Here is a 13,871-nt window from a genome sequence, read left to right as displayed (position 1 = left end):
GGCGGCGAACCGGGCAGGCCGGCACCGCGCCCTGACCGCAACCCCGCCCGTCCTTCGCCCGCCCCCGCTTGACCCTCACCCCACGTCAGGTTCCACCCTGAAGGACGACGGACCGCCACCGGTGGCACCCCACCGGGAAGGACGGGCCGGCCGGACAAACGGGATGAAAGGCGCTGCGATGAGCTACTCGGTCGGGCAGGTCTCCGGATTCGCGGGCATCACGGTGCGGACCCTGCACCACTACGACAAGTCCGGCCTGCTCTCCCCCAGCGACCGCAGCCCCGCCGGCTACCGCCTCTACAGCGATGCCGACCTCGCCCGGCTGCAGCAGATCCTCTTCTACCGGGAACTGGGCTTCCCGCTCGACGAGATCGCCACCATCCTGGAAGACCCGCAGGCCAACGCCCTCGACCGGCTCCGCGCCCGGCACCGCCACCTCAACGACCAGATCGCCAAGCTGCAACGGCTGGTCGAGGTCGCCGAGAACGCCATGAAGGTCCAGGAGACCGGCGTGCAACTGACCCCCGAGGAGCGCTTCGAGGTCTTCGGCGAGCTGACCTTCGACCTCACCTACGCCACCGATGCCCGTCTGAAGTGGCAGCACCTCGAAGGCCACCAGCGCTCGATGGCACGGGCCGCCGCGCACTCCAAGGAGGACTGGGCAACGCTCATGGCCGAGCATGCCGACTGGCGCCGGCGGCTCACCGCCGCCTTCGACGCCGGGGAGCCCGCGGACGGCGAGCGCGCCATGGACCTCGCGGAGGAACAGCGCCGGCACATCTCCCGCTGGTTCACCCCGTGTCCCACCGGTATGCACGGCCGGATCGCCGACGACTTCGCCGCCGACCCCCGTGCGTTCGCCCTGGTCGTCCCGCCCAGCGAACAGCGGCCCGGCCTCGCCGCGTATGTGCGCACCGCCGTGCACGCCAACGCCGTACGCCAGTCCCCTGCTCCCTAGGGGTCCCCTGAAGCTCCCCTGGGGCTCCCCTCTGGGGACCCCCGGGACCGGTCGTCACTCTCCCGTCTGCACACCGCACCACCCTGCCCGCCCCGGGCCGCGCCACCCTGCCTGCCCCGGGCCGCGCCACCCTGCCCCGCCCGGGGCTGCACCGCCGTGCCCGCACCAGGCCCACCAGGCCGCACCACCCTGCCGACACGGGGCCGCCCACCCTGCCCACACGGGGCCGCAGCCCCACCTTCCCTGTCCCCCTGCCCCTCCTCCCTGACCACCCTCCTTGACCACTCTCCTTGACCTCGAAGGCCGACGCCCATGACGAACATCCTGATCACCGCCGCCGGATCGTACGGCGACGTCGCCCCGTACACCGGCGTGGGCGCCCGGCTCCGCGAAGCCGGCCACGAGGTCGCCCTCGCCACGCACGACGCCTACGCCGGCCTCGTACGAGCCGCCGGCCTGGAGTTCCGTCCCTTGCCGGCCGACCCCCGCGCCGGCCGCCCCGGTGCCGCCGGACAGGCGCAGCCCGCCGGCCCCGTCGGCAAACGCACCCTCATGCGCCAGGCCGCCGCCTTCATCAAGGAACTGGGCGGCGGAATCGCCGAGGCCGCCCACGCGGACACCGGCCTCCTCCTGCTCTCCACCACCACCGCGCCACTCGGCCACCACCTCGCCGAGGCGCTGGACATCCCGTACCTCGACCTGCCCCTCGTACCGGGCGCGCCCACCGGCGACTTCGCCCCGGTCGTCAGCGGCGGCCGCTCGCTGGGCCGCTGGGGCAACCGCGCCACCGGCCGTCTTTCGCTCCGCATCATCGACCGCCTCTATGCGGACGCGACCCGCGACCTCCGGGCCCGCCTCGGCCTGCCGCCCGCCACCGCCCGCGCGGCCCGCCGCCGCGCCGAAACCGCCGGCCGGCCGGTCCTGCACGGCTTCAGCGAGGTGCTGGTGCCCCGCCCCGCGGACTGGCGTACCGGCCTGGACGCGGTCGGCAACTGGTGGCCCTGGCACGCACCGGACGCCCAACTCCCGCCCGTCGTCCAGGACTTCCTCGCCGCGGGCCCGCCCCCGGTCTTCATCGGCTTCGGCAGCATGGCGGGCGGCGACGGCGAGCGTCTGAGCGCCCTCGTGGCAGCCGCCCTGCGCCGCGCCAAGGTCCGCGGCATCCTCCAGTCCGGGTGGGCCGGGCTGACCACCCCGCACGGCCCCGAGCACGCCGACCTCCTCACCATCGGCGACGCCCCGCACGCCCTCCTCTTCCCCCGGATGGCCGCCGTGGTCCACCACTGCGGCGCCGGAACCACCGCCGCGGGACTGCGCGCAGGCGTCCCCACCGTCCCGGTCCCGGTCACCGCCGACCAGCCCTTCTGGGCCGCCCGCCTGGCCTCCCTGGGCGTGGCCACCACCCCGATCCCCTTCGCCGAGCTGTCCGCCGACCACGCCGTCGCCCGCCTGACCCATGCCCTCGTCCAGGCCACTGCCGCCTCCGACCGCCGCAGCCGCGCCACCGAGGCCGCCCACCGCCTCGCCGCCGAGGACGGCGCGGGCGCGGTCCTCAAGGCGGTGGAACACCTGGCGGCCTGAGGGGCCTCGCCCGTCTCCTCGCTCCCGCCCACCCCTCGCCCCCGTCCGTCCCCCCGCTCCCGCGCGCCCCCATCCGGCCGCCCGGCCCAACGGGGCTCACCCACCGGGCCAACCTCCACCCGTTCGGCGGTCCGGCGGCCCGCCCCGGGATGCGACCACCCGCCACAAGGCGTGGGCTCGCCACATGACCCCATTCCGCACACACCCCCCGCTCCGCAGAATGCTGCTCCACGCCATAGCCACGGCGGCCATGGGTTCCGTCCTCACGCTGACGGCCTCCCAGGTGGCCCACGCCGCCGCGCCCACCGCCCCCGGCACCCACTCCCGCAAGTGGACCCACCCCACGACCGCGCACTACCGCATCAGCTCTCCCTACGGCGCCCGCGGCCACTGGCGCGCCGGCCACCACACCGGCATCGACCTCGCCGTGCGCTCCGGGACCAGGGTCAGGTCCGTGGGCTCCGGCACCGTCGTCCTCGCCCGCAGGTCGGGCGCCTACGGCAAGGCCGTGACGATCCGGATGCACGACGGCCGCTACATCCTCTTCGGCCACCTCTCGCGCATCACCGTCCGCCCCGGCCAGAAGGTCCGCGCCCGCACCCGCCTCGGCTACAGCGGCGCCACCGGCCGCGTCACCGGCCCCCACCTCCACCTGGAGGTGCGCAAGAGCCGCCGCTACGGCTCGGACATCAACCCCCTCACCTACCTGGCCAGACACGGCGTCCGCCTCACCTCACGGTCCTTCACCCGCTGATCCCCAGGCCACTCGACTCACGCCCGAAACCAGGCCCCAGGCAACAGGCACCCGGCCCCCGGCCCCCGGCCTCGGCCCCGGCCCCGGTCCCGGTAGGCAGCGCCGCATGCCCCCCCACAGGAAGCGCCACCCCCACCCCCACCCCCACTCCCCAACCTTCCTCAAACTCCCCTATTGAGTTCTCCCTCAGGGGAATTTAGAGTACTTTCATGAAGGATCGTGATCGCCTCTACTCAGTGGAGCAAGTCGCCGAACGCCTCGGCCTGCACGTACGCACCATCCGCAACTACGTGCGGGACGGACGGCTCCCCGCGGTCCGCATCGGCAAGCAGTACCGGATCGCACACGAGGACCTGGAAGCGTTCACCGGCCGTCCGGTGCCGACGCCTCCGAGCGAGACGGACGGGCGGCAGCGGCACTCCGAGGTGTCGAGCATCGTGGAGATCGACGGGGTCAGTGCCGAGACGGCCGACCGCCTGACCATCCTCCTGGTGAGCTCGGCGACCAACGGCCGGCCGGGGGACGAGCCGCTGCGGATCGAAACGGCCTACGACCAGGAGCGGGCCCGGATGAAGATCATTGTGCTGGGCGGCCTGGGAGCCACCGCCCGGCTGCTCGACTACGTGGAGGGGGTGCTCTCGTCATGAGCACGATTTACCAGTCCGAGGCCGGTGCGAACGAGCTCCAGCGGCGCTACCAGGAGGCACTGCGCGCCTGGCCGGTCGCCGCCGAACACATCCGGTTACCGACCCGCGAGGGCGAGACCTTCGTCATCGCCTCCGGCCCCGAGGACGCCCCGCCCCTCCTGCTGCTGCACGGCAGCGGGGCGAACACGACGGTGTGGCAGGACGACATCGCCTCCTGGTCCCGGCATTTCCGTACCTACGCCGTCGACGTCATCGGCGAGCCCGGCAGGAGCGCGCCGTCCCGCCCGCCCCTCGCCTCCGATGCCCCTGCCCTGTGGCTGGACGATGTACTGACGGGTCTCGGGATCACGAACGCCTCGATCGTCGGGATGTCACTCGGCGGCTGGCTGGCGCTGGACTACGCCGCCCGCCGCCCGCAACGGGTGACCCGCCTGGGCCTGCTGTGCCCCGGCGGCGTGGGGAAGCAGAAGATGGGCCTGGTGTTCACGTTCCTGCTCCTGCGCCCCTTCGGACGCCGGGGAGCGCTCCGGTCGGCGCGCACCGCAACGGGCCTGGACACGCCGCAGACCCGGCACCTCCTCGACCACGTGATGCTGACCTTCCGGCACTTCAAGCCGCGCACGGAGCGGCTTCCCGTGTTCCCCGACAGCACGTTGCGCCGCCTGACCATGCCGGTGCTGGTGACGGCCGGCGCCCGCGACGCCATGTTCGACTCCGCGGAGACCGCCCGGCGCATGCACCGTTGCATCCCGCACGCGACCGTGAACCTCCTGCCCGAGGCCGGACACGCACTCCTCGGCCAGACCGCCTCCGTCCTGGCCTTCCTCCGCGGCTGACCCTCCGGCCGGCCCTCCGGCAGGGTCGGCCGGAGGAACTGACGCGATGACCATTCGTCACCATCCCTTGTCTGATAGTTATGTGAACGGGGTACGGGCGCAGGCCCGTAGCGGCATCCGTGGACGCCGCAGGGAGGATGCACATGAGCGCCACCACACGCGACGAGGTCATCGCCGTCGAGCAGAAGGCGGTGGACCACGCCTACGACTGCTACCGCGCGCGGCTGGCCCAGATGAGCGGGGCGTCGGCCGCCACGGCATCGGCGAGCGGCAAGGACAGCATCGCCAACCGGATCGAGGCGGAGGCGCGGGCCGAGGAGTACGGCGGGCTCGGCGACGAGTCACTGGTCTTCTCCCGCGTCGACGCACCGGAGGAGCCGGACGGCGAGCACCGCCCCTGGTACATCGGGCGACGAGGCGTGCGCGACGCGGTGAACGAACCGGTGGTCCTGCTGTGGACCAGCCCGCTGGCGAAGAAGTGGCTGGAAGCGCGGCCCGAGGCGCCCGGAGAGGTGAGCCTGCGACGGCAGTTGCGCTGTGTGCAGCGTGTGGTCCAGGGCTACTTCGACGAGATCGCCCGGGCAGCTCCCGCGCCCCCCGTATTACCCACGCCCGTCCCGGCGCCGCGACCGGCCGCGGACGACTCCCGGGCGGCGGCCACGGACGGCTCCGGGGCGCCGGCCGCGGACGGCTCCGGGCCGGCGACCACGCCCGAGACCCCCGTCGCGGCGCCGCGCGAAGAGCGCCCGCCGGCCCGTACACCCGGCGACGCCGCCCGCCGCCGGCGCCGTAAGACGCTCCAGCCGGACGACTTCCTGCTGCGGGAGCTCCAGCGGTCGCGCAGTGGCCGTATGCGGGACATCGTCGAAACCATCCGCCGTGACCAGATGGACCTGGTCACGGGCTCCCCCTCCGACATCCTCGTGGTGCAGGGCGGCCCGGGCACCGGCAAGTCCGCAGTCGGTCTGCACCGAGTGACCTGGCTCGTCAACAACGAGCACTTCAAGGCCCAGGACATCCTCGTCATCGGCCCCCACCAGCGGTTCCTCGATTACGTCGGACAGGTCCTGCCCACCCTCGGGACGCGGGACGTCAACGCCGTCCAGCTGAACCGCCTGTGGGACGGCGAGATCCTCGGCACCGACACCCCGCCGGCGCGGCTGATGAAGTCGGACGAGCGCATGGCGGCCGTCCTGCGGCGCCGGGTGGAGAACGACTGCCGGCCCGAGATCCTCGACGACCTCACCACCGCCCCCTCCTTCGAGGGCGACGAGCCCGCGGTCGTCGTCACCGCCGGCAGCACGACCCTGCGCGTCCCGCGGACCGAGGTCCTCGCCCTCCTCGACGAGGCGCGGGGCGGCGACGGCGCCTACCGGGAGCGCCGCGATCGCTTCCGCAGCCTGTTCGTCGACCGCCTGCTGCAGGAACTCGCCGCCATCGCCCCGCGCCGCGGACAAGGCGGCACGATCCGCCGCGACCTGGAACGCAATCGCCGGGTCGAGCGGCTCGTGGACCGCATCTGGCCCTCGCCGGGCGCCAGGGAGGCCCTGCGCAGCCTCTACGATGCGCCCGACCTCCTCCGCACCTGCGCCGCGGGCATCCTCGACGACGACGAGCAGGCGGCCCTGCACCGTCCCCGGGCCGCCACCGCCGATGCCGATCCATGGACCCTCGACGACCATGTCTGCCTCGAAGAACTCCGGTTCCTCATCTCCGGGGAGATCCCGAGGCGCTACGGACACATCGTCGTCGACGAGGCGCAGGACCTCACCCCCATGCAGGCGCGCGCACTGCGCCGCCGTTGCGCGGTCAACGGCTCCATGACGGTCCTCGGTGACCTCGCCCAGGCCACCGGCCCCCACACCCACACCAGTTGGGACCGCCTGGGCACACTGCTGTCCGACCACGGGGACTGGCACGTCGCCGAGCTGAACACCAGCTACCGCGTGCCGGCGGAGATCATGGAGTTCGTGGCGCCCCTCGCCCGTGCGGTCGCCCCGGCCCTGCCCTACCCGCAGGCCGTGCGCGAGGCGGGCGACGGCGCCGTACGGACCCTGGCGACCGAGCCGTGGAAACTCCTCGACGACACCGCCGCCCAGGTCACCCGCCTGGTGGGCACCAGCGACGGGAACACCCCGCGTTCCGTGGCCGTCATCGTCCCCGACGACTCGGGCCGGCTCGACGAGATCAGCCGCCATCTCGACGAGCGTGCCGGCCTCACCGCACAAAGCCGCGAGACGGTCTCCGTCCTGGCCGCCGCGCAGGCCAAGGGCATGGAGTACGACCACGTCCTGGTCGTCGAGCCCGCCACCATCGCCGACCGCGGCCCGGCCGGCCCCCGCCGGCTCTACATCGCCCTCACCCGCAGCACCCAGACCCTGACGGTGCTGCACACCTCCGCCCTCCCGGAGATCCTCACGAACACCGACGGCACCCTCCTCACGGACACCCCCGTCGCGGACACCGACAGCACCCTCGAACCACCCAGCACCCTCGAACCACCCGCCACCGAGTCCGGATCCGGCACGTCGCAAGGCGACATCCCCCAGATCGGGACCGACATCCGCGTACGGGTCATCGGCCCCGGGCCGGGCGGCCGCTACAAGGTCAAGGCACTGGCCCCCGATGTCGGCCGCCCGCTGGTCCTGACCGTCCGGCACGGCTCCGCTCCCCCGCGTCCGGGCGAGGAACTGGCCTGCTGGGTCTTCGCCAACGAGACCAACCAGAGCGTGCTCACCACCGACCAGCGCGGCCGCAGGCCCATCTCGCCCACGATGGCGGAACGCTATGTGGCGGCCCTCGACGTGCTCGACGAGCTGGTGACCGGCGGCGACGGAAGCGTTCCCCCGGACGCCCGCAGCCGACTGTCCGATCTGCAAGGCATGGCACACCGCGTCCTCCGCCGCGACCAGGCGGACTGGGTGGACGTACGGCGCGTGCTCGGGTCCCCGGACAGGCACCGCCTGGGCGTGCTGCGCGACCTCGTCGCAGGCGCCCACCGCGCGCTCAAGGACGACACCCTGGACATCAACCGGCTGCAGCACGAACTCACGTGCTCCGGCTGGGCCCAGGCCCTGACCGAAGCCCGGGAAACGCTCCGGGCGCGCCTCGCCACCGCCGACGCCGGAACGGACGTCGAACCCGTCCCCACCACCCTCGCCACCCCCGTCAGCCCCGCCACCCCCGCGCATCAGCCCGACCAGAAGGAATCCGCCCCCGTGCCCACCGTCGCAGAAGTCCCCACCCCACCGGCCGTGACCACGAAGGAGGGATTCCTGCGCGCACTGGAGACCTCGGCCGCCGCCGACCGCACGTGCAAGAAGCACGAGGCGGTGCGCCACGCACTGAAGTCGGCCCTGCTCTGGGCAGACCTCCAGCCGGCCGACTCCGCGCTCGTCGACGTCAGCTGCCGCACGGACAGCGGCCTGTTCCTCTACGAGGTCCTGGGCGCCGGCCGCTCCACCTACGAGGACCTCCGCTCGGGAGCCACCCGTCTCCTGGAGATCAACCACACCCTGCCCACCCCGGCCGACAGCCTCTACCTGGTCCTCTCCGAACCGCCCGCGGAGGACTGGTCGGCCGACACCGTCCGCGATGTCTTCCACGTCCACGTCCGGTGGCACACCCCCGACAGCTGGGGCGGCGACAACCCGGAGTCCGCACTGATCCCCGGCCAGAAGTAACCCCGCCGCCCTGCGCCCGCACCACTGCACCACGCGGGCGCACCAGCCGGGCCGCACCCGTACCCGACCGTCCTACGCCTGGCGCACCCCGAACCGAAGGGCCCTCCCCTGCCCGCCGGAAACGGCGCGTCCTGCGACCGCCGCCGGACACGGGCCGTTCACGAGCGCGCCCGAACTGCGGTGCCGGTTGCCGTACTTCGCTGCAGTACGGCGCGAAACAGCCCCCACCGGATCATCCCGGTGAGGGCTTTGACGTGCTGCTGTGTCTGATCTGTGGGGTGTTCACAAGAGACCCTGGCCAGGGGCTTCTGGCGGATGGGGAGATCGTTTCCCGGTTGCTGAGTGATCGTTTCCCTCAGGCCTGCCCGAGAGACCGATCACTCCACTGATCCGGGATTTTTGCGCTGGTTGGCATGGAAGCGCGCTTTCTTCTGACGATTCCCGCACGTATTCATGTCACACCATTTGCGGGTGCGACTCTGGCTGGTGTCGAAGAAGGCGGCTCGGCAGGTTGGTGATGCACACAAGGCCAATTTTCCGTCTCGTTCGCCTGCGATGATGCTGATCGCGTCGGCGGCGATCACGCTGAGGGCATCTTCCACGCAGGAAGCCGAGCTGAGCCGCCATCGCCGCTTACCCTCGGGCGTCAGGATGGCCGCGGCCCGACCCCGAGCGCTGCAGTCATTGATGACTTGGACAGCAGATGCGGGGAGAGCGTCCTGGATCGCGGCCGCTGTCGCGGCGGCGTGAATCGACTCCCTCAGTTCCCGGGCGAGGTCGAGCTGGGCAGTGGTGCAGGAGTCCACGGCGAGGCCGCTCACTGCCAGCCAGTCGACGAGTCGGTGCGGCGTGGGAATGCGCTCCACAGCGTCGCCATGACGCTCCGACAGAGTCCCCGTGAAGCTGGTCGCCAGCACGTTACCGAGGCGGAAGTCAGGAAATCCAGCACGCATGGAACCACCTTAGAGGGTTGCAGCGTGGCTCGGGGAACTGCTAGAACCACCTTAGCCGGTTCCACGATGGCCAGGAGGTCTCATGCCCCGCCCAACCAGCGACGTGCAAGCATTCGAAGCCCACGCAACTGACGCCGACCTCGACGATCTGCGCGCGCGATTGGCCGCGGCGCGGCTGCCGGAGGCCGAGACGGTCCATCGCGCCGCGCCCGACCCTCGCCGATGGGAACAGGGCGTTCCTCTCGCCGACCTCGTCGATGTCGTGAACTACTGGCGCACCGGTTACAACTGGCGGTCGTTCGAAGAGCGCCTTCACCGCATCGGCCAGTTCCGCACGACCATTGATGGTCTGGGAATCCACTTCCTGCACCGCCGATCCGCGCGCGCAGAGGCCACTCCTCTGATCTTGACGCACGGCTGGCCAGGCAGCATTGCCGAGTTCATCGATGTAGTGGACGAGCTGGCAGATCCGAAAGATGCGGACGCGCCGGCGTTCCACGTCGTGGTCCCGTCGCTGCCAGGATTTGGTTACAGCGACAAGCCGGCCACCACCGGGTGGGGAATCGAAAAGATCGCGGCCGCCTGGGTGGAACTGATGGGGAGGCTCGGCTACAGCAAGTTCGTAGCCCACGGCGGCGACTGGGGAGGTGTGATCACCACGGTCCTCGGCGGCAGGTTCCCGGAGCACGTTCTCGGCATCCACACGACGACCGCGCAGGCACCGCCCGGGTTGACGACGGACGGGCTGACAGCGGCCGAGCGCACATGGACCGAGGAAACCCGCGATTTCTGGCGCCACCACGCGGCGTACGCGAAGCAGCAGGCGACCCGACCGCAGACCATCGGCTACTCGCTCGTCGACTCACCGGTCGGGCTTCTTGCCTGGATCCTTGACAAGTTCGCCGAGTGGACAGATACCGAAGACAGCCCGTTCGAGACGATTTCCAGAGACCGGGTTCTTGACGACGTCACCCTGTATTGGCTGACGCGGACCGGCGCATCGTCGGCCCGCATTTACTACGAAAGCCACAACTCGCTGGACCCCGAACTTCGGGTCGACGTCCCGTCAGCAATCACTATGTATCCCCGCGACATCGAGAAGTATCCGCGCCCCTGGGCACAGGAGCGGTACCGACAGATCGTCCGATGGAGGTCGCCCGAAATCGGGGGACATTTCCCGTCGCTGGAGGTTCCCGAGTATTTCGTCAAGGACCTGCAAGAAGGCCTCGCGGCAGTGCTGGCCGCTAATCGGTGAACGCTGCTGGGCACCGGCACTCGATCACCGCCTGATCCGGCTCAAGGCGTTGCCCGACGGCTTCCTTCAAGGCCATCCGCGCCAACAACGAAGGACTCAACGGCCGCGCCGAGAGCCACCGCTCCCACCCGAGAAACGCCTCGCGCACGGCAGAGTCGCCCGGACCAATGCAGAAATCCCGCCCGATCAACGGATCGGACGGGATCTCGTGAACTCCTCCTGAGCTAACTCAAGAACAGCTCTTCCTGCTCTGTCTGTGGACCTGAGGGGATTCGAACCCCTGACCCCCTCGTTGCGAACGAGGTGCGCTACCAGCTGCGCCACAGGCCCTTGCGACGAGTGAAACTCTAGCATCTCGGTCGCGGTGCTCGGAAATCGCTTCCGGTGCTGGTCAGCGGAGGGCCGTCACTCGTTCGCCGCGCGCGGGCGGTCCTCGTTCTCGTACTGGTCGAAGAGGGGGGTGCGGCCGCGGGTGCGGCGGCCGGGGTGGGTGGGGCGGTCGTGGGAGGGGATGTCGGCCTGAGGGTGGTCGGGGGCGGCGCTGGAGCGGGCGGAGCTCCAGGCGTCCTCGGCGTCCAGGTCGACGTGGCTGGTGGCGCGGGGGGCGACCGGCGCGGTGACGTACGTGGGGAGGGGGACCGGGACCGGGTCCCAGCTGCCGGCGGCGGGGCGCGGGCGCTCGCGTTCGCGCTGCTGGTCGACCCACTCGGCGTGGTCGGTCTCCTCGACCAGGGCGCGGCGGCCCGCGGTGTGGGCGGGGGGCGCGGGGCGGGGCGGTTCCGGGGCGGCGGCGGGCGGGGTGTCAGCGCGGACGTCGGCCGGGTGGTCGGCGGCGGGCGGCTGGTCGGCCGCCTGCTGAGGGCGGGCCCGTCGGCCTTCCCGCAGGCGCTGTGCCGCCGCCTCCGCCTTGCGCCGGTCCATGGTGAAGGTGAAGCGCCGCCGCTCCTGGGCGCGCAGGTAAATGATGTACGCGGTCAGGAGGAGGGCGGGCAGGGCCGGGGCCCAGAGGAAGGGGAGGCCGCCGACCGCGGCGACGATGGCGCCTGCGGTGAAGGTGAGGAAGAGGACGGTCGTGGTGCGCCGGCGGCGGGCGAGGACCTTGGCGCGCTTGGTCCGCTCGGCGTCGGAGGGGCGCGGCGGGCCGGCCTGCACCCGGGTGTGGGGAGCCACGGCGGGGTCGCCGAAGGCCCGGGCGGCGGCCTCGTCGGCCGGGGCGTCCGGGTCCACGTCGTCGCCCGCATCGTCGGCGGGGTGCTCCCCGCGTGCCTTGTCGTAACGGCGCTGCATCGCCGCCCGTCCGGACAGCAGCCGGATGGCGGTGCTGAAGCGCTCGGTCGGACGGGCCTCGTTGAGCTCGTCCTGCCTACGGAGCCACATCGGCACCAAGTAGGCGGCCCAGGCCCCGACGATGACTGCGTAGATGAGGCCGCTGCTTCTCACAACTCACACGGTAGAGGGGTTTGCAGGGGGCCATCCGCCAATTGGGCCGGTGTGTCGCACGATCTGGCTGATATCTCGAACTTTTTTGTGATGGTAGAGATCAGCGTCTCCACCGATCCGGTCAATCAGGGAATGTATTCGAACATTTATTTTATTTGTGGGGTGTGCCGGGAGTGCTGGGCTTCTCCCTGCGCCAGCGGCTGAGCAGGCCTTCGGGCACTTCTTCCGCGGTGAGGGCGAAGACCAGGTGGTCGCGCCAGGCGCCGTCGATGTGGAGGTAGCGCGGGCGTGCGCCCTCTTCACGAAAGCCGAGCTTTTCGACCACCCGGCGGCTCGGGACGTTCTCCGGGCGAATACAGATCTCGATGCGGTGCAGTCCCACGGACCGGAAACAGTGGTCGGCGGCGAGCGCCACGGCGGTCGGGATGACACCGCGGCCGGCGACTTCCTGGTCGACCCAGTAGCCGATATGGCCGGAGCACATGGAGCCCCAGGTGATGCCCGCGACCGTCAACTGGCCGACGAGCCGGCCGCGGTACTCGACGACGAACGGCAGCATCCGGCCGGCGTGCGCCTCGGCGCGGAGGTGGCGGACCATCTGACGGTACGTGGGGCGGTGCGGCGGGACGAGGCCGGGCGGGGGCGGCGGGACGGTCGCTTCCCAGGGGCGCAGCCAGTCGCGGTTACGGCGGTTGACCTCGCGCCAGGCCCGTTGGTCGCGCAGCTTTATCGGGCGGAGGGTCACCTCGCCGTCCGTGAGGACCACCGGCCAGGGCGCGTTCAGCTCGGGCTCCCGGAAGGTCTCGGGTGGTCGCCGCCGCGGATCTGGTCGACGGCGTGCGGCAGGAGGCCGGTGAGGACGGCGAGGCCGTCGCGGACCCCGCCGGACGAGCCGGGGAGGTTGACGATCAGGGTCGTACCGGCGACGCCCGCCAGCCCACGGGAGAGTGCGGCGGTCGGGACCTTCGTACGGCCGGCGGCGCGGATCGCCTCGGGGATGCCGGGGATCTCGTAGTCCAGGACCCGGCGGGTGGCCTCGGGGGTGCGGTCGGTGGGCGACAGGCCCGTACCGCCGGTGGTGAGGACGACGGCATAGCGGGCGGAGGCGACGGCGCCGCGCAGGGCGGCTTCCACCGGTTCGCCGTCGGGCACCACCTGCGGGCCGTCGACCTCGAAGCCCATGGCGGTCAGGCCCTCGGCGAGCAGCGGGCCGCCCTTGTCGGGGTAGATGCCGGCCGCGGCGCGGTTCGACGCGGTGACGACCAGGGCACGGGCGGGGCTCATGACCGGCTCCAGTCGCCGGACTTGCCGCCGGTCTTCTCCTCCACACGGATGTCGGAGATCACCGCTGCCTTGTCGACGGCCTTGACCATGTCGACGACGGTGAGCGCGGCGACCGAGACGGCGGTCAGGGCCTCCATCTCGACGCCCGTGCGGTCGGTGGTCTTGACGGTGGCGGTGATCTCGACGGCGTCGTCGGTGAGGGAGAGGTCCACCGTGACGCCGGAGACGGCCAGCGGGTGGCACAGCGGGATCAGCTCGGGGGTGCGCTTGGCGCCCATGATGCCGGCGATCCGGGCGGTGGCCAGGGCGTCGCCCTTGGGCATGCCCTCGCCCCGCAGCAGCTCGATGACCTGCGAGGAGACCAGGACGCGGCCGCGGGCGGCGGCCGTGCGGGCGGTGACGTCCTTCGCGGAGACGTCGACCATCCGCGCCGCGCCCGCCGCGTCGAGATGGGTGAGGTGTTGCTGGCCGCTGCTCATC

Annotated in this window: 12 protein-coding genes and 1 tRNA gene; 7 read left to right on the top strand and 6 right to left on the bottom strand. The window is 71.8% G+C overall.

Going from position 1 to position 13,871, the window contains the following annotated elements; translation table 11 throughout:
• Positions 1–178: 178 nt before the first annotated feature.
• From ACF088_RS36245 to ACF088_RS36220, 6 genes are all read left to right on the top strand, one after another.
• Complete coding sequence (locus ACF088_RS36245) at positions 179–958, top strand: MerR family transcriptional regulator (RefSeq protein WP_392380172.1); 780 nt, start codon at positions 179–181, stop codon at positions 956–958.
• A 312-nt stretch (positions 959–1,270) separates the two neighbouring features.
• Positions 1,271–2,539, top strand: coding sequence for a glycosyltransferase (locus ACF088_RS36240; RefSeq protein ID WP_392380171.1), 1,269 nt, complete (start codon positions 1,271–1,273; stop codon positions 2,537–2,539).
• Between the two features lie 220 nt (positions 2,540–2,759).
• A complete protein-coding gene (locus ACF088_RS36235; RefSeq protein ID WP_392380170.1) occupies positions 2,760–3,293 on the top strand; it encodes a M23 family metallopeptidase in 534 nt (177 codons plus the stop codon).
• Between the two features lie 209 nt (positions 3,294–3,502).
• Positions 3,503–3,940, top strand: coding sequence for a helix-turn-helix domain-containing protein (locus ACF088_RS36230; RefSeq protein ID WP_392380169.1), 438 nt, complete (start codon positions 3,503–3,505; stop codon positions 3,938–3,940).
• The gene (locus tag ACF088_RS36225; RefSeq protein ID WP_392380168.1) at positions 3,937–4,776 is read left to right on the top strand and encodes an alpha/beta fold hydrolase; all 840 of its coding nucleotides are present in this window, start codon (positions 3,937–3,939) and stop codon (positions 4,774–4,776) included. Before ACF088_RS36230 ends, ACF088_RS36225 begins: the two co-directional genes overlap by 4 nt.
• 143 nt (positions 4,777–4,919) lie before the next feature.
• Positions 4,920–8,459: an ATP-dependent DNA helicase gene (locus ACF088_RS36220; RefSeq protein WP_392380166.1), complete on the top strand. Its 3,540-nt coding sequence runs from the start codon at positions 4,920–4,922 to the stop codon at positions 8,457–8,459.
• Positions 8,460–8,836: 377 nt separating this feature from the next.
• Here the strand turns inward: ACF088_RS36220 and ACF088_RS36215 are convergent, their stop codons facing one another.
• The gene (locus ACF088_RS36215; protein ID WP_392380165.1) at positions 8,837–9,412 is read right to left on the bottom strand and encodes a CGNR zinc finger domain-containing protein; all 576 of its coding nucleotides are present in this window, start codon (positions 9,410–9,412) and stop codon (positions 8,837–8,839) included.
• Positions 9,413–9,494: 82 nt separating this feature from the next.
• On the opposite strand from ACF088_RS36215, the gene ACF088_RS36210 reads away from it, so the two are divergent.
• Positions 9,495–10,667 (top strand): epoxide hydrolase family protein, encoded by a 1,173-nt coding sequence (locus ACF088_RS36210; RefSeq protein WP_392380164.1) that lies wholly within the window; start codon positions 9,495–9,497, stop codon positions 10,665–10,667.
• 257 nt (positions 10,668–10,924) lie between these two features.
• On the opposite strand, the gene ACF088_RS36205 is transcribed toward ACF088_RS36210, so the two are convergent.
• From ACF088_RS36205 to moaC, 5 genes are all read right to left on the bottom strand, one after another.
• A tRNA-Ala gene (locus tag ACF088_RS36205) sits at positions 10,925–10,997 on the bottom strand.
• A gap of 75 nt (positions 10,998–11,072) precedes the next feature.
• Positions 11,073–12,107: a hypothetical protein gene (locus ACF088_RS36200; RefSeq protein WP_392380162.1), complete on the bottom strand. Its 1,035-nt coding sequence runs from the start codon at positions 12,105–12,107 to the stop codon at positions 11,073–11,075.
• Positions 12,108–12,258: 151 nt separating this feature from the next.
• A complete protein-coding gene (locus ACF088_RS36195; protein ID WP_392380161.1) occupies positions 12,259–12,873 on the bottom strand; it encodes a GNAT family N-acetyltransferase in 615 nt (204 codons plus the stop codon).
• A 14-nt stretch (positions 12,874–12,887) separates the two neighbouring features.
• Entirely contained in the window at positions 12,888–13,391 is a 504-nt protein-coding gene (locus tag ACF088_RS36190; RefSeq protein WP_392380160.1) for a molybdenum cofactor biosynthesis protein B, read from the bottom strand.
• Positions 13,388–13,870 carry a cyclic pyranopterin monophosphate synthase MoaC gene (gene moaC / locus ACF088_RS36185; RefSeq protein WP_129295901.1) on the bottom strand — a complete coding sequence of 161 codons (483 nt, stop codon included), beginning with the start codon at positions 13,868–13,870 and terminating at the stop codon, positions 13,388–13,390. The genes ACF088_RS36190 and moaC overlap by 4 nt, the downstream gene beginning before the upstream one ends.
• Position 13,871 lies beyond the last annotated feature (1 nt).

Origin of the sequence: Streptomyces sp. NPDC015125 (assembly GCF_043080045.1) — a bacterium.
In the GTDB taxonomy this organism is placed as follows: Bacteria; Actinomycetota; Actinomycetes; order Streptomycetales; family Streptomycetaceae; genus Streptomyces.
This window is presented reverse-complemented; position numbering and strand designations above follow the sequence as displayed.

Bases quoted from the DNA above. Each gene is read 5' to 3' on its own strand.
- ACF088_RS36245 (WP_392380172.1), top strand. From the start codon at position 179: ATGAGCTACTCGGTCGGGCAGGTCTCCGGATTCGCGGGCATCACGGTG.
- ACF088_RS36240 (WP_392380171.1), top strand. From the start codon at position 1,271: ATGACGAACATCCTGATCACCGCCGCCGGATCGTACGGCGACGTCGCC.
- ACF088_RS36235 (WP_392380170.1), top strand. From the start codon at position 2,760: ATGCTGCTCCACGCCATAGCCACGGCGGCCATGGGTTCCGTCCTCACG.
- ACF088_RS36230 (WP_392380169.1), top strand. From the start codon at position 3,503: ATGAAGGATCGTGATCGCCTCTACTCAGTGGAGCAAGTCGCCGAACGC.
- ACF088_RS36225 (WP_392380168.1), top strand. From the start codon at position 3,937: ATGAGCACGATTTACCAGTCCGAGGCCGGTGCGAACGAGCTCCAGCGG.
- ACF088_RS36220 (WP_392380166.1), top strand. From the start codon at position 4,920: ATGAGCGCCACCACACGCGACGAGGTCATCGCCGTCGAGCAGAAGGCG.
- ACF088_RS36215 (WP_392380165.1), bottom strand. From the start codon at position 9,412: ATGCGTGCTGGATTTCCTGACTTCCGCCTCGGTAACGTGCTGGCGACC.
- ACF088_RS36210 (WP_392380164.1), top strand. From the start codon at position 9,495: ATGCCCCGCCCAACCAGCGACGTGCAAGCATTCGAAGCCCACGCAACT.
- ACF088_RS36190 (WP_392380160.1), bottom strand. From the start codon at position 13,391: ATGAGCCCCGCCCGTGCCCTGGTCGTCACCGCGTCGAACCGCGCCGCG.
- moaC (WP_129295901.1), bottom strand. From the start codon at position 13,870: ATGAGCAGCGGCCAGCAACACCTCACCCATCTCGACGCGGCGGGCGCG.